This is a genomic window from Aliiglaciecola sp. LCG003 (assembly GCF_030316135.1).
Taxonomy (GTDB): Bacteria; Pseudomonadota; Gammaproteobacteria; order Enterobacterales; family Alteromonadaceae; genus Aliiglaciecola.
Window position 1 is genome coordinate 4,244,047 of record NZ_CP128185.1, and the last position, 23,940, is coordinate 4,267,986.

The 23,940-nt window shown below is 46.4% G+C and carries 17 protein-coding genes; 8 read left to right on the plus strand and 9 right to left on the minus strand.

The window, feature by feature from the left end; translation table 11 throughout:
* Window positions 1-32 precede the first annotated feature (32 nt).
* The 3 genes from QR722_RS18570 to yrfG form a co-directional block, all read right to left on the minus strand.
* Complete coding sequence (locus tag QR722_RS18570; RefSeq protein ID WP_286284483.1) at window positions 33-2,717, minus strand: sulfotransferase; 2,685 nt, start codon at window positions 2,715-2,717, stop codon at window positions 33-35.
* A gap of 10 nt (window positions 2,718-2,727) precedes the next feature.
* Complete coding sequence (locus tag QR722_RS18575) at window positions 2,728-10,575, minus strand: Ig-like domain-containing protein (RefSeq protein WP_286284484.1); 7,848 nt, start codon at window positions 10,573-10,575, stop codon at window positions 2,728-2,730.
* A 402-nt stretch (window positions 10,576-10,977) separates the two neighbouring features.
* On the minus strand, window positions 10,978-11,661 hold the full coding sequence (gene yrfG, locus QR722_RS18580) for a GMP/IMP nucleotidase (RefSeq protein ID WP_286284485.1): 684 nt from the start codon (window positions 11,659-11,661) through the stop codon (window positions 10,978-10,980).
* Window positions 11,662-11,758: 97 nt separating this feature from the next.
* Between yrfG and nudE the strand changes: the two genes are divergently transcribed.
* Genes nudE through QR722_RS18595 form a run of 3 tightly spaced genes read left to right on the plus strand, consistent with a single transcriptional unit; the run spans window position 11,759 to window position 13,754 of the window.
* The gene (gene nudE, locus QR722_RS18585; protein ID WP_286284486.1) at window positions 11,759-12,337 is read left to right on the plus strand and encodes an ADP compounds hydrolase NudE; all 579 of its coding nucleotides are present in this window, start codon (window positions 11,759-11,761) and stop codon (window positions 12,335-12,337) included.
* Window positions 12,337-13,173 carry a 3'(2'),5'-bisphosphate nucleotidase CysQ gene (cysQ, locus tag QR722_RS18590; protein ID WP_286284487.1) on the plus strand — a complete coding sequence of 279 codons (837 nt, stop codon included), beginning with the start codon at window positions 12,337-12,339 and terminating at the stop codon, window positions 13,171-13,173. Before nudE ends, cysQ begins: the two co-directional genes overlap by 1 nt.
* Window positions 13,170-13,754, plus strand: coding sequence for a YceI family protein (locus QR722_RS18595; protein WP_286284489.1), 585 nt, complete (start codon window positions 13,170-13,172; stop codon window positions 13,752-13,754). Before cysQ ends, QR722_RS18595 begins: the two co-directional genes overlap by 4 nt.
* A gap of 28 nt (window positions 13,755-13,782) precedes the next feature.
* Here QR722_RS18595 and QR722_RS18600 read toward each other — a convergent pair whose 3' ends face one another.
* From QR722_RS18600 to QR722_RS18615, 4 genes are read right to left on the minus strand one after another with little or no spacing between them, the layout of a single operon-like run.
* The gene (locus tag QR722_RS18600) at window positions 13,783-14,022 is read right to left on the minus strand and encodes a YheU family protein (protein ID WP_286284491.1); all 240 of its coding nucleotides are present in this window, start codon (window positions 14,020-14,022) and stop codon (window positions 13,783-13,785) included.
* A gap of 9 nt (window positions 14,023-14,031) precedes the next feature.
* On the minus strand, window positions 14,032-15,072 hold the full coding sequence (locus QR722_RS18605; protein ID WP_286284492.1) for a hydrolase: 1,041 nt from the start codon (window positions 15,070-15,072) through the stop codon (window positions 14,032-14,034).
* Window positions 15,069-15,557, minus strand: coding sequence for a TIGR02444 family protein (locus QR722_RS18610; protein WP_286284494.1), 489 nt, complete (start codon window positions 15,555-15,557; stop codon window positions 15,069-15,071). Before QR722_RS18610 ends, QR722_RS18605 begins: the two co-directional genes overlap by 4 nt.
* The gene (locus QR722_RS18615; RefSeq protein ID WP_286284498.1) at window positions 15,544-17,481 is read right to left on the minus strand and encodes an ATP-binding cassette domain-containing protein; all 1,938 of its coding nucleotides are present in this window, start codon (window positions 17,479-17,481) and stop codon (window positions 15,544-15,546) included. The genes QR722_RS18610 and QR722_RS18615 overlap by 14 nt, the downstream gene beginning before the upstream one ends.
* 96 nt (window positions 17,482-17,577) lie before the next feature.
* Between QR722_RS18615 and QR722_RS18620 the strand changes: the two genes are divergently transcribed.
* A complete protein-coding gene (locus tag QR722_RS18620; protein WP_286284501.1) occupies window positions 17,578-17,781 on the plus strand; it encodes a YheV family putative zinc ribbon protein in 204 nt (67 codons plus the stop codon).
* 119 nt (window positions 17,782-17,900) lie between these two features.
* Entirely contained in the window at window positions 17,901-18,035 is a 135-nt protein-coding gene (locus tag QR722_RS19445; protein ID WP_502872446.1) for a GFA family protein, read from the plus strand.
* Between the two features lie 101 nt (window positions 18,036-18,136).
* Here QR722_RS19445 and QR722_RS18625 read toward each other — a convergent pair whose 3' ends face one another.
* Together QR722_RS18625 and QR722_RS18630 are read right to left on the minus strand one after the other, a co-directional pair.
* Window positions 18,137-18,352 (minus strand): SlyX family protein, encoded by a 216-nt coding sequence (locus QR722_RS18625; protein ID WP_286284503.1) that lies wholly within the window; start codon window positions 18,350-18,352, stop codon window positions 18,137-18,139.
* An 18-nt stretch (window positions 18,353-18,370) separates the two neighbouring features.
* Window positions 18,371-19,366 carry a WD40 repeat domain-containing protein gene (locus tag QR722_RS18630; RefSeq protein ID WP_286284504.1) on the minus strand — a complete coding sequence of 332 codons (996 nt, stop codon included), beginning with the start codon at window positions 19,364-19,366 and terminating at the stop codon, window positions 18,371-18,373.
* 156 nt (window positions 19,367-19,522) lie between these two features.
* Here QR722_RS18630 and bamJ point away from each other — a divergent pair, with 156 nt between their 5' ends.
* The 3 genes from bamJ (at window position 19,523) to QR722_RS18645 (ending at window position 23,935) form a co-directional block, all read left to right on the plus strand.
* Window positions 19,523-20,257, plus strand: coding sequence for a BamJ family beta-barrel-assembly machinery protein (gene bamJ / locus QR722_RS18635; protein WP_286284505.1), 735 nt, complete (start codon window positions 19,523-19,525; stop codon window positions 20,255-20,257).
* A 750-nt stretch (window positions 20,258-21,007) separates the two neighbouring features.
* Window positions 21,008-21,481, plus strand: coding sequence for a transcription elongation factor GreB (gene greB / locus QR722_RS18640; protein WP_286284506.1), 474 nt, complete (start codon window positions 21,008-21,010; stop codon window positions 21,479-21,481).
* A 123-nt stretch (window positions 21,482-21,604) separates the two neighbouring features.
* A complete protein-coding gene (locus QR722_RS18645) occupies window positions 21,605-23,935 on the plus strand; it encodes a Tex family protein (protein WP_286284507.1) in 2,331 nt (776 codons plus the stop codon).
* The last annotated feature ends 5 nt before the right edge of the window (window positions 23,936-23,940 follow it).

Sequence of the window (23,940 nt, forward strand, 5' to 3'; positions counted from 1 at the left end):
AGGCATCTTGCCTGAAGTGCTGTAAAGAGAGCCTACAATGGCTCCCCGATTTGGGCCGTGTCATCTTGCCAGTACTCATTATCTTTTATCGAAGTTTTCTCAAGGGGAGCGCGACGGGCAGCTTTAGAGTCCAGTTTATTGGCCTTGTCATGCTCACCCACTTCACGATACGCACGTTGTAAGTTATCCCGCCATTCTTGCTGCCAGGGCACCTTGGCGAGGGCCTTTTCAATCATTGCAATGCCATCTTGCATATGACCTTTTTGCAAGTACACCAAACCCGTCATATAGAGGCAGGCCGCATGTTCAGGGTTGTGATGCAGCATCTTTTTAAACCTCAGCTCCGCCCCATCCAAGTCTCCTTGATGAAATAGCTCAACACCATTGGTAAGAAAGCCCGGCTCGGGCAAGCTGAGCATATCATTAATCGGATCAGGCTGACACTTGGCGTTGGTGCCTTTTATCAGCGGCGCAAGATAATCCTTATAACGAACCCAGCGCGCTTTGGAACTTTTGTAAATGGGCTGGCGAACTTGCCATACACTAGCGGTTTTTACGGTGCGATCCAGCTTGTTGAAATCAAGCACTTGAGGCTCCCATTCAACCCCGATAAATTGCAACATCTTACGCGCATGAATTTCTAGCTCGTCAACCACATTTTCATAATTTACTTCTAAGATATCGCCAGTAAACAACTGCTGCCAGTGATGCATCATCAGGTTGTGATCAGCTAATTGTTCGCCAATGTCTGTGAGATCATAAGCAAAGCCCATTCCGCCATGCTTCGCCTGATAGTCCGTAAAATAGTTAGAAATAGCAATATCTCGCGGATCACGGCGAACTGAGATAATTTTGGCGTTTGGGAACAGAAATTTGATCAAACCAATATGTTCAAAATTATGCGGTAATTTATCCACCACATGCTTGGCGTCTGGGGCAAGCTCCTGCATTTCTTTTAATATGTTATTCGCAATGCCCGCACTGACTTCAGGGGTTAAATCGTCTACACAATCTGGATAACTGCGCCCCGAGCCCACATGCCGCTCCCAACGGTTCAAGCCCTGTGCCACCTGCGGGATCAAGCCTAATTCCCCTGCGCCGAAGATTTGACTGTGGCTAGCAATAATCTGCTCAACCAAGGTCGTTCCCGAGCGTGGCATACCTACCACAAAAACCGGCAAGGTAGTTTGAACCCCATGTTCCCTACGATGTTCAAATAGCGCTTTAGAAAATCCGTAGCGAATACGTGCACACTGGTTGCGGTGAGCCTTGGCATCATAGGGCAGGAACTTTTTGCTGGCCTGATTTGCTTGCTTAGCAAACTCGAAAGCTTGTGGGTAATCTCCCCGCTTCTCCCACGCGGCAGCAAGTTGAAACAATAAACCAGAGCACAGTGGGCCCTCTAAACTTGGCATTTTGGCCGCTTTAGCGAGTTTATCGAGCACGCTTTCATCTTCTGGAAAACGCCTTGCGTTAATTAGGCCGGCATAGCCTTTAATTGGATCGAGTTGTTTAACACGTTCGAATAATTCGATGGCTTCGTCTATTTGGCCACGTTGCATCTGCTGTTGAGCTAAACCCTGTAATGCAGGAATAAAGTTTTTTCTTTCAATTAATATCTTGCGAAACATGCGCTCTGCCAGCTCAAAGTTTTGCTCTTGGCTTTCCACCATGGCTAAGGCATTGCTAGCTTGAGCTTGTTGCAGGCTAATTGCTTCAACGGGATGGGCTTCATTAGGTTGCAATACTTCGGCCAGCGCAACGGCTTTTTGCGCCGCGTGTCGTGCTTTTCCTTCGAACCTGTGCATGCTGATAAGTGCGAGCTTGACCCACAAGCCAATATTATCCGGCTCTAGTTTAAGCGCTTTTCGGACGAGATTGATCCCTTGTACAAAATGACCTTGCACCTGATACAATTCAGACAACTGCATACACAGGCTAATATTGTGCGGTAAAGATTTTAAATATTCGCGTAAGATTTCTTCCGCTTGCTGGTGTAAGTCATGTCCAGCTAATAGTTGGGCGTAGTGACTTAGTCGATGAATAAAATCAGCTTTGCTGATCTCATCTTGTTGCAGCGCTGCAAACTGCTCCTGCAGCCACCTTTCCGCAAAGGCATACTCTTGCTGCTCAACCCAGAGCCTGATCTGCAAGTCTTGCAGTTGCTGAAGATGCTGTTGATTTAACCCATCTGGCAACTCGGCGCTAATCTGTGCAAGTGCTTCATATGCTTGATGCAGAGTCGCTTGTGCGGCTTCATAGTGTGAGTCATCTAACTGTAAGTGGATAAGAAGAATGGCAACCGCAATGCGCTGGGGCTCAAGCTCAAAGGCTTGCTTAAATAGGTTTTGCGCTGCCTCGGCGTTTTCCTCATGCATACGACACTGACCCAAGCGCGCTAATGCTAAAGCATGCTCTGGCTGTTGCGTGACGACATGATCAAGCAGGGCAACTGCGCTGTCCAACTGTTGCATCAAAATACATACCGCGGCCAGATCCACCAAACTGTCAAGGTCAAGCTCTGTCTGATAAAGCTGAGCCTGTTCGAAGGTTTGCTCAGCTTGGAGGGTGTCGCCCAACAGACCATGGGACAGCGCCAACAGCGGCAATACCGCTGGGTCTTGGGTTTCATGCCAGATGCTCTGACTCAATTCCCGTAACTCGCTATATTGCTGCTGATCCGCCAGTTTCCTAAGCAACCTTAAGCTGTTGTTCACTATAGTGGCCTTAGCTTAGAACCTGTGTGGCCGCAATGGAGGTGGGCAGCGTATTGACTGCAGTAACAGCTCCGATATTACCATGAGATCCTATGCCAGCGTAGATATCAACAGTGCTGAAGCCTCCGTTGGCTGCGCGTTGCATCAAGCCGGAGATTGGAATGTAAACGGCGTAACTACCAAAACCAGTAGAGTATGTTATGGAGCTAGCTGTAATTCTAGTACTAGTGATGTTGCCGTTTGCCCCTCCAACTATGGGGCTGCCATTACCCACAAGGTGTATGGTATCGTCGCTGCTGAGAAAATCTGCCCCAGCCCAAGGGGAAGATTGGCTCATCAAATGAGAATCCGAGTCGACTATAATATATATGTCATAGGTGACACCAGCTGCAAACGTTCTGCCAGAATGATTCGATGACGTACCGGCGATCATATCGAAAACGACTATGGTTGTGTCTACTGGTGGCGCTTCGGTAGTGAAGTCAAGGGTGGTGCTATCTGTAATCCCGGCATAGGCATTGCCTGAGCTATCAACAATGGCTGTTGATGCAATCTGGACGTTGTAGTTAGCACTGGTATTGGCAAAATCTACAGATGGATTAATGGTTAATTGGTTACTGCTGATTGAAAGCTGCCCGCCGTGGGACGCGACATCGATAGTGATGGTTTGTGAGCCATCGCTGATCACAATGTTGCCACTACCTAGCGCAATGCTCTCGTTGAAATTAACTACGATATTGGCGTCAAGGGCTACGCCAGTAGCATTGTCGGTGGGTGAGCTGCTACTAAAGGTTGGACTATTGGCATCAATGGCATCGCCTGCTTGGCTGATGGCTGTGGTAAAGGTCGCGCTAGGGTTACCGGCTGCATCTTCGAGTATAAATGAAACTGGTATATCCGCCCCTGCTGCAATATCAGTGTGACCTTCAGCCACGGTATAGGTAGCGCTATAGCTGCCGCCGCCATTATCTGTAAAACCGGTGACTGCCACGCCGTTAATCGTTCCGCTAGATAAACTTAAACCCGCTTCGCTGGCGGTAATAGAGACTGTCACCGCATCCCCAATGTTCATTGCTGCATTAGGAATACTCACTGCACTTATGCTGGCCGCACTGCTATCAATGGTAATTGCCAATGCGGATGAAGCCGCACTTGTATTGCCCGCAGCGTCGGTGGCAGTTGCCGAAACATTATAGGTTCCATCAGTTAGAGATACTGGAGTCATGCTCCAATTGCCAGATCCGTCGGCTGTTGTGGTACCAACTGAGGTTGAACCAATGAAAAGCTCAATTACGGCATTGGCTTCCGCTGTACCATTAAAAGTTGGCGTGAAATCATTGGTTAGGTTATCTGTAGCAGAGACGCCTGTATCAGAGCCGGCAGCAAGATCTGGTGCAGCCACAGTGGGTGTATTAGCATCTATAGCATCGCCACCTTGGCTAATTGCTGTGGTGAAGGTCGCGCTAGAGTTACCGGCTGCATCTTCGAGTATAAATGAAACAGGAATATCCGCCCCGGCCGCAATATCAGTGTGACCTTCTGCCACTGTATAGGTGGCGCTATAGTTGCCGCCGCCATTGTCGGTAAAACCAGTGACGGCCACGCCATTAATTGACCCGCTGGCTAAACTCAAACCTGCTTCGCTAGCAGTGATTGACACCGTAACAGCGTCACCCACGTTCATCGCTGCATTAGGGATGCTAACAGCACTGATGCTGGCCGCACTGCTATCAATGGTAATTGCCAATGCGGATGAAGCCGCACTTGTATTGCCCGCGGCGTCAGTGGCAGTTGCCGAAATATTATGCCCCCCGTCAGCTAGAGTTGGGGTAGTAAAACTCCAATTACCCGAACCGTCGGCTGTTGTTGTGCCAAGTGACGTTATACCTGAGAAAACCTCAATTACGGCATTGGCTTCCGCTGTACCGTTAAAGTTTGGCGTGCTATCACTAGTTAAGTTATCTGTAGCAGAAATGCCTGTATCAGAGCTGGCAGCAAGATCTGGTGTAGAAGGCGCATTAGGTGTATTAGCATCTATGGCATCGCCTGCTTGGCTGATGGCTGTGGTAAAGGTAGCGCTAGGGTTACCTGCACTGTCTTCTAGCACAAATGAAACCGGAATATCTGCCCCTGCTGCAATATCAGTTTGACCTTCAGCCACCGTATAGGTAGCGCTATAACTGCCGCCGCCATTGTCGGTAAAGCCGGTAACAGCCACACCGTTTATGCTGCCGCTGGCTAAACTTAAACCCGCTTCGCTAGCAGTGATTGACACAGTAACAGCGTCACCCACGTTCATTGCTGTATTTGGAATACTCACTGCGCTGATGGTTGGGCTATTGGCATCTATGGCATCGCCCGCTTGGCTGATGGCTGTGGTGAAGGCCGCGCTGGGGTTACCGGCTGCATCAGTCAATACAAATGAAACCGGAATATCTGCCCCGGCTGCAATATCAGTGTGACCTTCAGCCACCGTATAGGTCGCGCTGTAGCTGCCGCCGCCATTATCGGTAAAGCCAGTGACTGCCACACCGTTTATGGTGCCACTAGTCAAGTTTAATCCCGCTTCGCTGGCAGTGATTGACACTGTCACCACATCACCCACGTTCATCGCTGTATTTGGAATACTGACTGCACTGATGCTGGGTGCACTGGCATCAATGGTAATTTCAAGTGGGGATGAAGCCGCACTGGTATTGCCCGCGGCGTCGGTGGCAGTTGTCGAAACATTATAGGTTCCATCAGTTAGAGATACTGGAGTCATGCTCCAATTGCCAGATCCGTCGGCTGTTGTGGTACCAACTGAGGTTGAACCAATGAAAAGCTCAATTACGACATTGGCTTCCGCTGTACCGTTAAAGGTTGGCGTAAAATCACTAGTTAAGTTATCTGTAACAGAAGCGCCTGTATCAGAGCTAGCAGCAAGATCTGGTGTAGCCACAGTGGGGGTATTAGCATCAATAGCATCGCCCGCTTGGCTAATCGCCGTGGTGAAGGCCGCGCTGGGGTTACCTGCACTGTCTTCTAACACGAAAGAAACTGGAATATCCGCCCCTGCCGCAATATCTGTTTGGCCTTCAGCCACTGTATAGGTGGCGCTATAGTTGCCGCCGCCATTGTCGGTAAAACCAGTGACGGCCACGCCATTAATCGTACCGCTTGATAAACTTAAACCTGCTTCGCTAGCAGTGATTGACACCGTAACAGCGTCACCCACGTTCATCGCTGCATTAGGGATGCTAACAGCACTGATGCTGGCCGCACTGCTATCAATGGTAATTGCCAATGCGGATGAAGCCGCACTTGTATTGCCCGCGGCGTCAGTAGCAGTTGCCGAAATATTGTGCCCCCCGTCAGCTAGAGTTGGGGTAGTAAAGCTCCAATTACCCGAACCGTCGGCTGTTGTTGTGCCAAGTGACGATGAACCAGAGAATACCTCAATTACGGCATTGGCTTCCGCTGTACCGTTAAAGGTTGGCGTAAAATCACTAGTTAAGTTATCTGTAGCAGAAATGCCTGTATCAGAGCTAGCAGCAAGATCTGGTGTAGAAGGCGCATTAGGTGTATTAGCATCTATGGCATCGCCTGCTTGGCTAATCGCCGTGGTGAAGGCCGCGCTGGGGTTACCGGCTGCGTCAGTCAATACAAATGAAACCGGAATATCCAACCCGGCTGCAATATCAGTGTGACCTTCAGCCACCGTATAGGTTGCGCTGTAGCTGCCGCCACCATTATCGGTAAAGCCGGTGACTGCCACACCGTTAATTGACCCGCTGGCTAAACTTAAACCTGCTTCGCTAGCAGTAATTGACACAGTAACAGCGTCACCCACGTTCATTGCTGTATTTGGAATACTCACAGCACTTATAGTCGGGCTATTGGCATCTATAGCATCGCCTGCTTGGCTAATCGCCGTGGTGAAGGCCGCGCTGGGGTTACCGGCTGCGTCAGTCAATACAAATGAAACCGGAATATCTGCCCCGGCTACACGGTCAGTTTGACCTTCAGCCACGGTATAGGTCGCGCTGTAGCTGCCGCCACCATTATCGGTAAAGCCGGTGACTGCAACGCCGTTAATTGACCCGCTGGCTAAACTCAAACCCGCTTCGCTAGCAGTGATTGACACAGTAACAGCGTCACCCACGTTCATTGCTGTATTCGGAATACTCACTGCGCTGATGGTCGGGCTATTGGCATCGATGGCATCGCCTGCTTGGCTTATTGCTGTGGTGAAGGTCGCGCTAGGGTTACCGGCTGCGTCAGTCAATACAAATGAAACCGGAATATCTGCCCCGGCTGCAATATCAGTGTGACCTTCAGCCACCGTATAGGTAGCGCTGTAGCTGCCGCCGCCATTATCGGTAAAATCGGTGACTGCCACACCGTTTATGCTGCCGCTGGCTAAAGTTAAACCTGCTTCGCTAGCGGTAATAGATACCGTTACCACATCGCCGACGTTCATCGCTGCATTCGAAATACTCACAGCACTTATAGTTGGGCTATTAGCATCTATAGCATCGCCTGCTTGGCTAATCGCCGTGGTGAAGGCCGCGCTGGGGTTACCGGCTACATCAGTCAATACAAATGAAACAGGAATATCCGCCCCGGCCGCAATATCAGTGTGACCTTCTGCCACTGTATAGGTGGCGCTATAGTTGCCGCCGCCATTGTCGGTAAAACCAGTGACGGCCACGCCATTAATTGACCCGCTGGCTAAACTCAAACCTGCTTCGCTAGCAGTGATTGACACCGTAACAGCGTCACCCACGTTCATCGCTGCATTCGAAATACTCACAGCGCTGATGGTTGGGCTATTAGCATCTATGGCATCGCCTGCTTGGCTTATTGCTGTGGTGAAGGTCGCGCTGGGGTTACCGGCTGCGTCAGTCAATACAAATGAAACCGGAATATCGGCATCGGCTGCAATATCAGTGTGGCCTTCAGCCACCGTATAGGTTGCGCTGTAGCTGCCGCCGCCATTATCGGTAAAGCCGGTAACAGCCACGCCATTAATTGACCCGCTGGCTAAACTTAAACCTGCTTCGCTAGCAGTAATTGACACAGTAACAGCGTCACCCACGTTCATTGCTGTATTTGGAATACTCACAGCACTTATAGTCGGGCTATTGGCATCTATAGCATCGCCTGCTTGGCTAATCGCCGTGGTGAAGGCCGCGCTGGGGTTACCGGCTGCGTCAGTCAATACAAATGAAACCGGAATATCTGCCCCGGCTACACGGTCAGTTTGACCTTCAGCCACGGTATAGGTCGCGCTGTAGCTGCCGCCACCATTATCGGTAAAGCCGGTGACTGCCACACCGTTTATGCTGCCGCTGGCTAAACTCAAACCCGCTTCGCTAGCAGTGATTGACACAGTAACAACGTCACCCACGTTCATTGCTGTATTTGGAATACTCACAGCACTTATAGTCGGGCTATTGGCATCGATGGCATCGCCTGCTTGGCTTATTGCTGTGGTGAAGGTCGCGCTGGGGTTACCGGCTGCGTCAGTCAATACAAATGAAACCGGAATATCTGCCCCGGCTGCAATATCAGTGTGGCCTTCAGCCACGGTATAGGTTGCGCTGTAGCTGCCGCCGCCATTATCGGTAAAGCCGGTGACTGCAACGCCGTTAATTGACCCGCTGGCTAAACTCAAACCCGCTTCGCTAGCAGTGATTGACACAGTAACAGCGTCACCCACGTTCATTGCTGTATTCGGAATACTCACTGCGCTGATGGTCGGGCTATTGGCATCGATGGCATCGCCTGCTTGGCTTATTGCTGTGGTGAAGGTCGCGCTAGGGTTACCGGCTGCGTCAGTCAATACAAATGAAACCGGAATATCTGCTCCGGCTGCAATATCAGTATGCCCTTCCGCCACCGTATAGGTAGCGCTGTAGCTGCCGCCGCCATTATCGGTAAAACCGGTGACTGCCACACCGTTTATGCTGCCGCTGGCTAAAGTTAAACCTGCTTCGCTAGCGGTAATAGATACCGTTACCACATCGCCGACGTTCATCGCTGCATTCGAAATACTCACAGCACTTATAGTTGGGCTATTAGCATCTATAGCATCGCCTGCTTGGCTAATCGCCGTGGTGAAGGCCGCGCTGGGGTTACCGGCTACATCAGTCAATACAAATGAAACCGGAATATCGGCTCCGGCTGCAATATCAGTGTGACCTTCAGCCACCGTATAGGTAGCGCTGTAGCTGCCGCCACCATTATCGGTAAAACCGGTGACGGCCACGCCATTAATCGTACCGCTGGCTAAACTCAAACCTGCTTCGCTAGCAGTGATTGACACAGTAACAACGTCACCCACGTTCATTGCGGCGTTCGGAATACTCACTGCACTGATGGTTGGGGCTGTACTTATAAAAATTTCACTAGTATCGGATATGTTGCTGGCCGGCAGCGCCGTACTGGTCATCACATTACCCGAAGTGTCCGCTACCGAACCTACGGTATAACTGCTAACCGTAAGATCCTGACTAGAATCTCCATCTTGAATTGTATAACTGCCTGTCAGAGTATTTCCGTTAGCAGCCGCAACCAATTGCACACTCGCTCCAGTGTCCAAAACCACCGTCATACTGCTGCCTGATTGAACAGTTTCACTCACAGTCGCGGTGATGCTGATTTCTTGTCCCGAATCATAACTGCCGTCGGCCGTGGAGGAGAAAAACGAGCTGATAACCGGGGCTTCACTGTCCAGATTGAAAGAACTCAACGGGATCGCTATATCAGCATTTGGGCCATTCTCAAAAGCATTGATACCGGCAATCAGTAACTGAATCGCGACTGGATTAAAACTAAGTTTTCCATCTTCATCTGCTGTTAGGTTTGCTTTTAACGTCTGCAGCGTTTCTGACAGGCTGCCAGACTCAGTATCTGCACCGGCTAAGGCCGCCAGCACATTACCATACTGTTCCGCTGGGCTTAGTCCGTCACTGTCGTCATATTCGTCTTCTAATACTGTCAACGCAGGTCCGGTGATATCATCGACAGAAAACAGTTCACCCACCTGTTGATTTACCGCAACGTTTTCTGAGGTGATTTGATTATCCGTGATCTCTGCTAACTGCACAGCTAATTCGGTTAAAGGAGTCACATTAATCGACACATTATCGTCACCATTGGCGGTGGCCATTGCACGAATTTCACTGCCAAGACTTGTTGGTAGACCATTGGCTTCATTGATGAAGTCATCATTAGTGTCGTTGATATCCACTACGCGAGCCAACAAGGGTCCCTCGTAGCCATTATCAATGGTTAGCACGAACGGGCCAGTGGAGAAATCATGCTCAGCAGAGGCTAGCAAATTCCCCTCTTGATCATAGACTTCTACGGTCGCAACTGAATATATTGGAGATGCCGTAGCAACAACGCTGACGGTATAACTGCTAGTATTAACTACTGGTGTCGAGTCATCATCGTTGCTGCCAATGGCATACATGGCAGCCGCTCCGCCAAACACCAAGGCGCCATTCAAAATTTGCGATGAACCATCAGGAGCTTGCCATGATTCAGTATCAGATCTAGCTCCGGCTACACCAACCGAGGCTGCCGTTGAGTCGAGCATCACTCCTTCGCTGACAGAACCGTCAATACTGTAAACAGCATGGCTAGCATCATCGTAAAAACCTTCCACTTGGAGCACAACTTCCTGCTCGACTTCTACTTCCAGCGTATTTCCTTTACGCTTTATGGTTAAACCCTCTGGCGGCTCCATAGTAGCTTGATCAAATACGCTATAGCTCGCTTCAGGATTAACTTGCAAAGTTTGAACTTCACTCAGCAAGGTTTGTGTGACTTGGCCATTTTTTAATGTTTCTACGAGTACTAAATTCACAGTTTTACCTTCAAGATAATATTTTTGATGAGTGGACGTCCGCGGGCTCTTCTAGGAAGTTGTAGACGAGTATGTCAACGAAATTCGGGGGAATGCACATAAATGTAGCTAGATTAACCAACCTAGTAAGCAACGAATACCTGAGTGGAAAGAGTGTGCAATCTACCATTCAAATGGGATCTCAGACGCTATAAAATGTATTCTCTCGCCTGCAACCCTAAGTACCATTCAAACCAAATTAATTTTTAAAGTTTAATTTACCCATCATATTCCAATTCCGTGAATATTTGCACTATGTTTTCCTAGTATTTAGTGTTTTAAGCTAAAAAACTGGGCAACTGCAATTATTTAATCTACTAATGCGGGTAGAGCTAGATCACTGTTCGCAAGGCTCCTACACAATCAAATTCTAAAAGGTTGGGTGGTGATCTCGCCCAAAAGCGTACGATAGTCTTCGATAGCAGGAAACTCATCTATATGACGTGTTTCCTGTTTACTATCTGGGTTTTTCACTGCTAGTAAATGTTCAATGCCAAAATCTTTGGCTGCCTGCAAAATATTTAGACTGTCATCCACAAAAAGGGTAGTGGCAGGATTAAACTTGAGTCTGTTGTGCAATCTCTCCCACAGCAGTTGTGATTCTTTGGTCACACCGAACTCGTGTGTCGATATCAGCGAATCGATATGGCTGTCTAAGTGAGTGTGCTCTACTTTTAACGATAAACTATCTGGGTGGGCATTAGTGACTAAAACTACCTTGCGACCACTTTGATGCAAAGCATCTAAAAAGGGTAGCGTATCCTCTCGCAAGCTAATTAAGTGTTCGATTTCACGCTTCGCTTCAAGAATATTCATATCAAGCTTTTCAGCCCAAAAATCAAGGCAGTACCAGTTGATAGTACCTATCACTTGTTGGTATTCCAATTGAATAAATTGTTTCGCTTGGTCTAAACTAATACCTCGTTTTTGCGCAATTTTTTGCGGTATATGATGCAACCAAAAATGATTGTCAAAATGCAAGTCTAGTAGAGTTCCGTCCATATCAAGTAAAACGGTTTCAATCTGAGTCCAGGGTAGAAGTGACAAGGTAGTTGTCCTTAGGTTAAAGTAGCCGAACAAATAAGCAGAATGGCACTCATATGCTATCTCTGCCAGAATTTTTATAGTTTAACGTGATAGGTTAATGAGTAAAATAGATCCGAACAAATTGCTGCCTCAAATACATCAAGCCGAAATCGTTGCAAAAAGCGCACTGTTTCGAATTGAACGTGTGGATTTAGAGTTTTCCAATGGCGCGACCCGCCAGTTCGAGCGTATGGCTGGTTCGGGGCGAGGCGCGGTGATGATAGTGCCATTCATTGATGACGAAAATTTTGTATTGATCCGTGAATATGCAGCGGGTACCCATTCTTATCACCTTGGCTTTCCAAAAGGCTTGATTGACCCAGGCGAATCGCCGTTGCAAGCAGCTCAGCGTGAGCTTAAAGAAGAAGCCGGCTTTGGAGCTAGGCAACTCGAAAAAGTTCATACCGTACAAATGGCACCGACCTTTTTCGATGCTACAATGCATATAGTACTGGCTCAAGATCTCTATCCGTGCAAATTAGAAGGAGACGAACCTGAACCCTTGGAAGTCATACATTGGTCTATTCACGATATCGATGCATTACTGGCAAGAGCAGATTTTGTTGAAGCCCGCTGTATTGCGGCTCTTTTCTTAGTTCAAAAGTATTTCGCCGATGCGCGTAAAAAGGAAAACTAATGGCAGATGATCCCCGCCACAGCTTGTTAGAAATAGCTAAAAAAGCGGCAATTAAAGCTGGCGAAGTAGTTTTAAGTATATACGACAGTGGCGACTTTACCGCTTACGAAAAAGCCGACGATTCTCCAGTTACCTCGGCAGACTATAAAGCTAATGAAATCATCTTGGAGATATTGCAAAGAGAAACCCCGCATATCCCAATCATGTCAGAAGAATCAAATAACGGCGATTTGAATCATCGCAAAGACTGGCAGCAGTATTGGTTAATTGACCCAATTGACGGCACCCAAGAGTTTATTGCCCGTAGTGGTGATTTTGCAGTTAACATTGCCTTAATTGAAAATAATCAGCCCGTGTTAGGGGTGATTTATTGGCCACCGGGCGAAACCTTATATTATGCCAGCAAAGGTTACGGCGCATTTAAGTCCAGTCCTCTTGAAAACAAACAAATTCATGTGCGTCAATTTGATTACCCTCAAGAAGATGTGGTGATGATTGCGATCAGCCGTCGCCAATCCAGAGAAAAGGTCATGTCACGGATGAGTGACATTCGCACTTACCAAACTCTGCCCTTGGGTAGTTGCTCCCTAAAAGCTTGCTTCATTGCAGAAGGTAAAGCCGACGTCTTTATGCGAATCGGAGTAACTGGAGAGTGGGATACTGGCGCTTCCCAATGCATAGTGGAAGAAGCCGGTGGAAATATTGTATCGGTAGATTTCACACCCTTAACTTACAACCAGCGTGACAGTACCGAGAACCCCAATTTTGTCGTCCTCGGGGATCGCCAAGTTGATTGGCAAAATATCGTAAAATATGAACTAGGAACAGATATATGAAGCTTAGCCGAATAACAGCTCTTAGCGCAGTACTAATGGGATTGAGTTTGCATGCTCAAGCCGACTGGGAGCTTAATAATAGCGAATCAAAACTGAATTTTGTGTCGACCAAAAATGTTAACGTAAGCGAGCTCCACAATTTTGGAGCATTGTCTGGCACTCTATCTAACAGCGGTGCAGTGCAGGTTAGCGTAGACCTTAAAACCGTTAACACCAATATTCCGATTCGGGATGAACGCATGCAAGCACAGTTGTTTGAGGTGACAAAGACCCCGCAGGCAACGCTTAACGCACAGTTACCTAAAGCAGTTTTGAACATGCAAAGTGGAGAAACCATCCACCTTGATCTAGACGCCGATATCAGCATAAAAAATACCAGTGCAGCTTATAAGATTGGCTTAACTATTAGCAAAAATAATGACGGTAGTTTTGCGGCCACCACCTCCACACCGATACTGATTGACGCCAACAAGCATAACTTAGTGACTGGCATTGAAACCCTGCAAAAACTTGCCGGTTTAACTAGTATCAGTTTAACCGTGCCTGTTACTTTTTCAGTTATATTTGCCTCCGCAGCCTAGCTGGTGGGCGAGCTTCACGCTCCCAAACTCATAGATTGGGAGCTTGCTGATTGTGAGCCAACTGGTCCTTGGTGACAATATTGACGGTCTCATGTAGCTCTGAGTATTGCACAACGGCATCACCATTATGTAATTGCAGCATCACATGGTTAACTTTTTGCGCTAGGCTAAAGTCTTCTTCACCGTATTCAGTGCCCTCTTGCAAGACAAAGGCCTCCACTAAACTGTGTAAGGTATCGCTGGCTATTTCAGAAATTGGAATAATCATAGTTTCAACTTATTTAAAGCGAGAGAAAGGCTCGAAAAAACGTGCCACACGTTGATGATACCAAACCGTGGTGTTCCAAGGCGTACCCTGCATGAATCCAACATGGCCGCCACGTTCACTGAGTTCGAACTGCACGGCTTCAGATAATTCATCTTCAACCGGAATAACCGCCTCATTCATAAAAGGGTCATCGGCAGCATGCAGCACTAGCGTGGGGGTAATAATATGTTTCAGATAATGAATCGCACTGCACTGTTGATAGTAATCTTCTGCGCCACTAAAGCCGTGCAATGGGGCCGTCACGTGCTGATCAAATTGACGAAAGTTAGTCAACTTGGCAACTTGCTCATCTTTTATGTGAATTAACCCTGAGTAATCAATTGAGCGCATTTTAGTGCGCAGTGTGCTGACCATACTTTTTAATAGGTAATTTTGATACACCTTTGAAAAGCCTTGATTAATGCTACGTGCGCATTCGTCTAAGCGAAGGGGGGCTGAGATGGCCACGGCCGCTTTCAAAAATCGTTGCTTGGGGTTCTCGCCTAATAATTTGAGTAGCATATTGGCCCCCAACGAGAAACCCACTGCGACTTTAGGCAACTCAGGAAACTTTTTATCAAGCCAATCAAGAAAATAACTAGGATCTGCGGTTTCACCTGAATGATACGCCCTAGATGTGTGATTTGGCTCACCGCCACACCCTCTAAAATGCATTAACACAGTCTGCCAGCCATTTTTTTGCAGTTGTGCCATCATGTCATTAGCATAATGTGATTTTACCGAGCCTTCCAAACCATGGAAAATAACTGCCACACCTTTACAAGCTTGGATATTCTCAGGTTTTCCCCAGACTAATTTGATACTGTCGTTGTCAGGTAATTCAAAACTTTCAGAGCGCACCGCCAAGGGTAATCTGCGTTTGATAAATCTAGGCCAAAGGGTTTGAAGATGTCTGTTTTTAGCCCAAAACGGCGCTTGATAATCACTTTTAATGATTTTAGAGGGACGATTTTCGTTTGCTATAGTCATCTTTGCTGGCTTTGTACTCATGTGTCCGTAGGTACCCGATTCTGATCTTCTAGTGGTGATAACAATTTCTGAAGGGATAACAAACTAGTTTGCAAGGCTTGTGACAGGAGTAGCCCTGAACTTTGTGCATACACCTCAAAATTACTGCCCATATGCTGTTCAAAGGAAAACCCATTCAATTGTTCAATTAAACAATGTTGCTGTCGTTGTTCCAACGATAACTCTTGCGCTAATAACGATTTGTAAGCGACGGCTGATTTATCAGTAATTTTCTGACGCTCACTACGCAACGCTTTTGTTTGTGCATTTAGTTGCGACATTCCAGCGTTTAGAGACTCAAATTGTTTGACTGACAAGCTAATATCAGCTTGATGCAAAAATCCACACAGCAGCAGCATATTGACATTGAGGCCATGTTGGTCCTGCAACGACAAACAAAGCTGCTTAACATCGCTAGCCCCGTAAACCCTCAGTGAATAGCGCCAAAATTGTTCAGCTTGCAACATGCTGTTGACTAAATTCTTGTTGTTTAACTTCTAGTTGTTCCTGACTGTCGAGCCATAACAATTCCGCGTCGGCTAACGCACCTTTCAATTCAGCTTGTTGCAATAAACAGGTTTTCAACTTAGCTTTATTATCGTCACTATACAAATCTGGTTCCGCAAGTTGCTGCTCCACCAAAGCCAATTTCTGGCTTAATTGCTCCATACGTTTTTCGGCAGACTGAATAGCTTTTCGCAACGGCTGTGTGGCTTGCCTGAATTCCGCTTCAAGTCGCTTCACATTTTTTCGGTCCAACTTGACTGTGCCATTCTCGCTAGCAGCGCCATCTAAGCTGTCTTTGCCTTGGGCGCGCTTTGATGAGTCTTTTAGCAGCCAATCTTTGTAGTCGTCTAGATCCCCTTGGAAGGGTTCAACCTTGCCATCATCAACCAAGTAAAAGTCATCGCATACTGAGGTGAGTAAGAATCTATCATGGGATACCAATACCATAGCGCCTTCAAAGCTCTGCAAGGCTAAATTCAGAGCATGACGCATCTCCAAATCCAAATGGTTGGTGGGCTCATCAAGTAGCAGCAAGTTCGGTTTTTGATAGACCAATAAGGCTAATACTAGGCGTGCTTTTTCGCCACCTGACATGGGTGCAACCTTGCCTAACGCTTGATCACCATTGAAACCAAAACCACCAAGGTAGTCGCGCAAGGTTTGCTCGGTGGCTTTTTTGTCTAAACGGTATAAATGATCAATGGCCGAATCTTGTGGGCGTAAAAATTCCAATTGGTGTTGGGCAAAGTAGCCAATACGCAAGCCAGCAGAGGTCATGTATTCTCCGCTCATCGGCTGCTTTTCATTGGCTAGCAATTTTATTAAGGTGGATTTACCCGCCCCATTTCGTCCTAGCAATCCAATCCGGCTGCCAGGAACTAGGTTTAAGTGCAAGCTGTCAATGATCACTGTGCCATCGTAACCGACTCGAACATGCTCCATTTTAACCAATGGATTAGGCAGTTTAGGGGGTGTGAAAAATCCAAATGAAAACTGTGATTCAGCATGAGCTGGCAGCAGATCTTCCATTTTCTCTAACTGTTTGATACGACTCTGGGCTTGCTTAGCCTTGCTAGCCTTGGCTTTGAAGCGATTAATGAAAGACTCTAGATGCGCAACTTTAGCCTGTTGCTTATGATATTCGAGGTCTTGCAAGCGTAATCTCTCAGCACGCTGTCGCTCGTACGCAGCATAGTTGCCGGTATAACTGATAAGTTTTTGCTGCTCAACACTAACAATTTCATCAACGGTATTATCCAAAAAGGATTTATCGTGAGAGATCAACATCAAGGTGCCCGTGTAACGAGCCAACCAACGCTCCAACCAAATCACTGCATCTAAGTCCAGGTGGTTAGTTGGTTCATCTAACAGTAACAAGTCAGAATGGCACAACAACGCTTGTGCTAAATTCAAACGCATTCTCCAGCCACCGGAAAAATCCGTTACTGGATGCTGCATTTTTTCATGACTAAAACCTAAGCCGGCCAAAATAGTCGCGGCTCGGGATTCCATATCGTAGGCCCCTGCATGTTCCAATTGACTATGTAACAGCGCAATCTGCTCGCCGTTGTGCTGCTGTTCGGCAACCAATAATTTTTGCTGTAACTGACGATAGGCAATATCACCATCAATTACATAATCTAATGCACTGCGATCCGAAGCTGGGGTTTCCTGTGCCACTGACACAATTTGCCAATTTTTCGGGATCTGACACTCACCCGCATCAGGGTGTAATTCTTGGCGTAGCAGCGCAAACAAGCTAGACTTGCCGCAACCATTAGAGCCTATCAGACCAACTTTGTGGCCAGGAAAAATTGTTGCAGTTGCCTGCTCAAGTAAAATTTTGCTGCCGCGCAGCAACGTTAAGTCAGAAATTTGAATCATCTGAAGGGTAAACTAATCAAATACACCATAATTGGCGTAGTATACCATCGCCAAGCCCGTGAAAACCATTTGTTCAGAACCAGAGTAAATACTTACATGACTAAAAGAACTAAAAAGCGCTTTGTAGCCGGAGCTATCTGTCCAACTTGTAAAGCCCAAGACACCATAATGCTATTTTTCGAAAACAATGTGGAAAAACTCGAATGCGTAAACTGTGATTACCATGATACGCAAACAGATGACAAAGTAGACCAAGCAAAACGAGCCAATGAAAGTGTGATTGGAGTGTTTAAACCATAGGGAATCAGAACGAGGCTAGCTTTGAAAATGCGTCGTCCGGTTTTTTATAACTCAGCATTCTACTAAGTCTTAGCTATTGAACAGCATAATAGTTCAGCCTATTCGTTGAGGAGTTCACTATGCATCAGCATATAAGCGGCCAGTGCCTATGCGGCGCAGTAAAATTTTGTGCAAAAGATGACTTTCAACAATTTCATTTTTGTCACTGTAAGCAATGCCAACAAATCACTGGTTCTGCATTTGCCGCAAAGTAATATTTTTTGTCAAGAACAGCCAAGCTGGCTAGAGCTTGGCTCAGCCGCCAAACATCAGCCGGGCTTCTCGCAATAATCAGCCGAATTGCAAAATGGCTCGTTTAATAATGAGGCGGTGGGGCTTCTTCGGAAGGGTCTGCAATATTAGACGGTTCTATTTGTTTCACCCTATGGGTGACATGCTTGAGCTGAAAAGTAATCCGATCTATTTGTAATTGTTGGTCAGCCAAAGCCTGATTCAACTGCTCTATGGTGTCTTCTTGAAACGCCACTTGCGTCTGTAAATCTGCTAGTTGATGCTGTAATTCGTCGTTCATATTGCTGTTGGGTCCTGATTAATCTGTGGAGATCTGCCAAAATTCGGCCAATCCGCTGCTACTTTCCGATAATAACTGATTTTCGTTCACAAAACCCAATGCATATACCACAGCACTTTGAGGTTGGGTGCCTTCTTTGGGGGTGACACGCCACTCTTCCACTTCGCGACCATCACTTAGTGACCAAAGATTAATAATTCGTCCGGGCGATCCTGTGGCTAAATATTTACCATCGGGGGAGAATTTCGCACTGCTAAATATCTTTTGTCTTTGCAGATAACGTAAATTGCTAATTTCCTCACCGGTCTGTACATTCCAAATCCGAGCGTCTCTTTTGCTATCTGCGGTAAACGCAAAACGCCCCTGACTATCTAAGGCTACTTTAGTGACACGGCTGGTATGACTAAAGCGATGAATAACCTGCCCCGTTCGGGTATCCCATAAGTAGGCAATATAATCATTCCCCCCGGTTAAGGCATAAAATCCATTCGGCGATAAATCCACGCTATTGATTTTCTCTTGGTGGCCTAGAAATTCTATGCGTCTTCCCGATTCAGGCTCAAAGAACATTACCTTGCCATTGCCACGCCCCACCAACACACCACGGCCATTATTTGCAACGGCTATATCTCTGATACTGGATTCATCAATGCGCCAAAATCCAACAGGTTCGCCGCTAGTTAAGCTCCAAATGGCAAATGCATCTCGGTCTGCGGTAACCGCATGGCTATTATCTGGGGCAATGTTGACCAAGCCAACTGAGTTGCCAGCTTCGTTGCCCTTTTCGGCTTGATGACTCCAAGTATACATCTGCTGGTTATTTATAATGTCCCAAACCAAAATCCCTTGCTGGGCAGTGGACACCACACTTAGACTGCTGTCATTGGAAATCGCCGCTGCATAGCTACCCACTTCGGCATGGCGCACAGATTCAACCGGCGTACTAACGGAACCACTGCAGTTGAACAAGCACAGTACAGCAAAAAGTAGTAAGCCTTTTTTATATGCTGTCATCTCATCTTTACCCCAGTTAAATTTTGAATGTGAATCAGACTTTGAGTATTACTTCAGTTCGTTTAGTATAAGCCCTTTAAAATAACAATACCTAATCACAATTTGCTTCAACTGAGCAGCAAACTTATTGATTTATTTACGTTTTGGAGAATTATAATGAAAAAGGCAGCAATTGCATTAGTCGTCGCATCGGTATTCGGCATGACTGCTTGTCAGCAGCAAAACGCAGATCCGTTAGCTGTAACAGAGGTTACTCTTGACACAGAGCAGCAAAAACAAGCGTACGCATACGGTGCAAGCGTAGGTTCTTTTGTTGAAAAGCAACTGGCCGAAAACAAAAGTTTAGAAATTGACTTAGATAACGCGCTAGTTGTTAAAGGCTTTATCGCAGCCATGCAGGGCAAATCGCAATTCGACGCAACGGCACTTCACCAACTCAACAGTGATTTTGATAAAGTAGTCAAAGAAGCCCGTTTGGTGCAGGCAGAAAAAAACACTCAAAAAGGCATTGATTGGTTAGCTGAAAATGCTAAAAAAGATGGGGTTACTGTGACCGATTCAGGTCTGCAGTATCAAGTGCTAGTCGAGGCAGAAGGTGATAAGCCTGTCGCTGAAGATAAAGTTAGAGTGCACTACCGTGGCACATTGTTAGACGGTACAGAATTCGATTCATCCTACTCCCGCGGTGAGCCAGCAGAATTCCCTTTAAACCGAGTGATCCCAGGCTGGACTGAAGGCGTGCAACTAATGAATGTTGGCTCTAAGTTCAAATTCTTTATCCCATCAGAATTGGCATACGGCCCGCGTTCAACGGGTAAAATCCCAGGTAATTCAGCCCTGATTTTTGAAGTTGAATTATTGGATATTATTGGCAAGCCTGCTACAAATTAAGCGCCACAAAAGGTCCATAAAAAAGCCGGTAGTCAGATGTCTACCGGCTTTTTTTAAAGCACTTTTATAAACTCTAATCAGCTCTATCCTTGCTGAACCTAATTCCACTCTTTTATTGGTCTTCGTATTTGACCTTAAGGCCCAGAAATATTCCGGGTTTTGTTTAGATAAAGCTGCCTATCTGTATACGGTAACGCGCGGTGGTTGATCAATCCGAACGTCTGCTGAGAGTTTAATAACTAACAAATGGGTTAGTGTTCAACTTAGCGTTGTATAACAAATCACTGCAAATTGGTCGGCAGCAATGCCAGATGCAGTGCGCTTTTTAAACGACACTATCAGCGCGAAATTGGCTAACCATGTTGTCGTCTAACTAAACTTAATATTAGCGCAAGCTGTGAATATTTCCTGTCAAAGTAGCCTCTTTCTAGGAACAATTTGGACTAATAAAATAGCGTTTATACTTTCTTTTTTTAACAGGCTAATTCGCTCTCTCACTCGCAATTGATAATCAATTGATTCATAAATCAATTATAGGATTTCAATGGTTGAATACTGATTTTTGGCTATCTGGTTTATCTTCTGGCCTGCTATATATTAGGGAAAAATCCCACTCGCGTTAGAGTATTAATATGCCTCGACGCCGAAATGGGCCCAGTAACCAACGAAAGAACTTTGCGGCCTAAGTTTCTTATTTGACACTTTGTTGTAAGATGGTCGGCTGTTAACTACGCAAAAAGGTTTATGGCATTGAGAACACCTCTTATCACTCGCAGTGGATATCAAAAGTTAAGTGAAGAACTTGATCATTTGTGGCGTGTAGACCGGCCTGAAACCACAAAAAAAGTCACTTGGGCCGCCAGTCTTGGCGATAGAAGTGAAAACGCAGATTATCAGTACAATAAAAAACGCTTAAGGGAAATTGACCGTCGAATCCGCTATTTACAAAAAAGCTTGGAAAACCTCAAGGTAGTCGATTACTCGCCGCAGCAGGAAGGTAAAGTTTTCTTTGGTGCTTGGGTTGAAATTACCAACCAACAAGATAAGACTCTGCGTCTACAAATAGTGGGTTACGATGAAATCTTCGCTCGAAAAGATTGTATCTCCATCGATTCTCCAATGGCACGAGCACTGCTCAAAAAAGAAGTAGATGATGAGGCTACAGTGCGAACTGAAGCCGGCGAGTTCCTATGGCTGATCAAATCTATCGAATATGCCAAATAAGCTGAAGATTATTGTTTTTTATCCTCTACAGCACTGGTAAAGTTGCGCCATATTGTACAGAAGTGGCATATCCCGCAGATATGCCTTTTTTATTCGGCCAAAGGGCCACGTCAAGGGTCAAATATGATCATCGAAAAAATTGCCAGCGAACTAAAGGTTGCGCAAAAACAAATTCAAGCTGCTGTAGATTTATTAGACGGCGGAGCTACTGTGCCTTTTATCGCCCGTTATCGGAAAGAGGCGACCGACGGCTTAGACGACATTCAATTACGTGCGTTAGAGCAACGCCTTGGCTATTTGCGTGAATTGCAGGAACGTCGGGATGTGATTCTAAAATCTATCCATGAACAGGGTAAGTTAACCCCGCAGTTGTCTGCACAAATCAAAGCGGTAGAAAACAAAACCGAGTTAGAGGACTTGTACTTACCCTATAAACCAAAGCGTCGTACCAAAGGACAAATCGCTATTGAAGCGGGTTTACAATCCCTTGCAGATGCATTGTTCAGCGACCCTCAACTGGATCCTGAATTAGTTGCAAAAGACTACATCAATCTTGAAGCTGGTATTAGCGATGAAAAAGCAGCCTTGGATGGTGCAAAATATATTCTAATGGAGCGATTTGCTGAAGATGCGGCACTACTGCAAAAAGTACGTCAACATTTACGCAAAAATGCTCACATCCGTAGCAAACTTATTGAAGCTAAAAAAGCCGAAGCCGCTAAATATAGTGACTACTTCAGCCACAATGAAAAAATCAGTCAGGTTCCTTCACATCGCGCCTTAGCCATGTTTAGAGGCCGTAACGAAGGGTTTTTGCAGGTAAGTATGGATGCTGACCCAGAGCGTGACGAAAGCGATCGCAGCTCTTACTGTGAGCAAATCATTGCCGACCACTTTAACCTAAGCTTCAACAACAAGCCTGCAGATGCATGGCTTGCAACAGTAGTGCAATGGACCTGGAAGGTAAAAGTTTCTCTGCACATGGAAACCGAACTGTTTGGCGCGTTGCGCGACAAAGCTGAAGAAGAAGCCATAGAAGTATTCGCGCGTAATTTAAATGATTTACTGATGGCCGCTCCAGCCGGGGCTAAAGTTACCATGGGGTTGGATCCCGGCCTACGCACCGGCGTAAAGGTAGCCATTGTGGATACGACCGGTAAAGTGGTTGCGACTAATACGATATTCCCCCACGCCCCCCAAAACCAATGGGACAAAGCACTTAGAACTCTGACATCCTTATGCACCCAACATAAAGTGCAGTTGATCAGTATTGGTAATGGCACAGGCTCACGGGAAACCGATAAGCTGGTAGCTGAAATGATCAAAGCCAATCCACAGTTAGCGGTACGCAAAATTGTAGTTAGTGAGGCTGGAGCCTCGGTATATTCGGCATCCGAATTAGCCTCCAATGAATTACCCGATATGGATGTATCTATACGTGGTGCGGTCTCAATTGCCCGCCGTTTACAAGACCCTTTGGCTGAATTGGTGAAGATTGAACCTAAAGCAATCGGGGTAGGCCAATATCAGCATGACGTAAGTCAAAGTAATCTTGGCAAGTCATTGGAACGGGTAATCGAAGATTGTGTAAACGCGGTGGGAGTAGACGTCAACACGGCTTCACCCGCGCTGCTGTCGCATGTGTCGGGATTAAATCGTACCCTAGCCCATAATATAGTGATGTTTAGAGACAAAAATGGGGCCTTTGGCCAGCGTAATGAACTACTCAAAGTCGAGAGACTTGGTCCCAAAGCATATGAGCAAGCAGCAGGATTCTTACGGATTGTTAATGGTACAAACCCCCTTGATTCCTCAGCGGTGCATCCTGAAGCCTACCCAGTTGTGAATGCAATTGTTGATACCACCGCTTGTGCGGTGAATGATTTGATTGGCAACAGTGATGTATTGAAGAAATTAAATCCAGAAACTTTTGCTAATGATAATTTCGGTCTACCCACAGTAACCGACATTATTAAAGAGCTTGAAAAACCTGGTCGCGATCCTCGACCTGAGTTTAAAACCGCCAGTTTCAAAGAAGGTATAGAAAAAATATCTGATTTAAAACCGGGCATGATCCTCGAGGGCGTCGTCAGCAATGTTGCCAACTTTGGAGCTTTCGTTGATGTAGGTGTTCATCAGGATGGTCTGGTACATATATCCGCAATGACCAATAAATTCATTTCCGATCCCCGCGAAGTCGTCAAAGCTGGCGATATTGTAAAGGTGAAAGTATTGGAAGTTGATGAGCAGCGTAAGCGCATTGGTTTCACCATGAAGCTAGAAGAGACACCAACCGCTCAGCCAAAGACTCATCAAAATAACCGAAGCAAGGTAAGCAAACCTGAAAATCGTGGCTCGCAGCGTGACAACCAAAAAGCAAAACCCTCCTCCGCTGGCAATGCGGCAATGGGCAATGCTTTTGCGGATGCATTCGCCAAAGCCAAACAGAAATAACAACA

Bases quoted from the DNA above. Each gene is read 5' to 3' on its own strand.
- nudE (WP_286284486.1), top strand. From the start codon at position 11,759: ATGAGTAAAATAGATCCGAACAAATTGCTGCCTCAAATACATCAAGCC.
- cysQ (WP_286284487.1), top strand. From the start codon at position 12,337: ATGGCAGATGATCCCCGCCACAGCTTGTTAGAAATAGCTAAAAAAGCG.
- QR722_RS18595 (WP_286284489.1), top strand. From the start codon at position 13,170: ATGAAGCTTAGCCGAATAACAGCTCTTAGCGCAGTACTAATGGGATTG.
- QR722_RS18600 (WP_286284491.1), bottom strand. From the start codon at position 14,022: ATGATTATTCCAATTTCTGAAATAGCCAGCGATACCTTACACAGTTTA.
- QR722_RS18605 (WP_286284492.1), bottom strand. From the start codon at position 15,072: ATGAGTACAAAGCCAGCAAAGATGACTATAGCAAACGAAAATCGTCCC.
- QR722_RS18610 (WP_286284494.1), bottom strand. From the start codon at position 15,557: ATGTTGCAAGCTGAACAATTTTGGCGCTATTCACTGAGGGTTTACGGG.
- QR722_RS18615 (WP_286284498.1), bottom strand. From the start codon at position 17,481: ATGATTCAAATTTCTGACTTAACGTTGCTGCGCGGCAGCAAAATTTTA.
- QR722_RS18620 (WP_286284501.1), top strand. From the start codon at position 17,578: ATGACTAAAAGAACTAAAAAGCGCTTTGTAGCCGGAGCTATCTGTCCA.
- QR722_RS19445 (WP_502872446.1), top strand. From the start codon at position 17,901: ATGCATCAGCATATAAGCGGCCAGTGCCTATGCGGCGCAGTAAAATTT.
- QR722_RS18625 (WP_286284503.1), bottom strand. From the start codon at position 18,352: ATGAACGACGAATTACAGCATCAACTAGCAGATTTACAGACGCAAGTG.
- QR722_RS18630 (WP_286284504.1), bottom strand. From the start codon at position 19,366: ATGACAGCATATAAAAAAGGCTTACTACTTTTTGCTGTACTGTGCTTG.
- bamJ (WP_286284505.1), top strand. From the start codon at position 19,523: ATGAAAAAGGCAGCAATTGCATTAGTCGTCGCATCGGTATTCGGCATG.
- QR722_RS18645 (WP_286284507.1), top strand. From the start codon at position 21,605: ATGATCATCGAAAAAATTGCCAGCGAACTAAAGGTTGCGCAAAAACAA.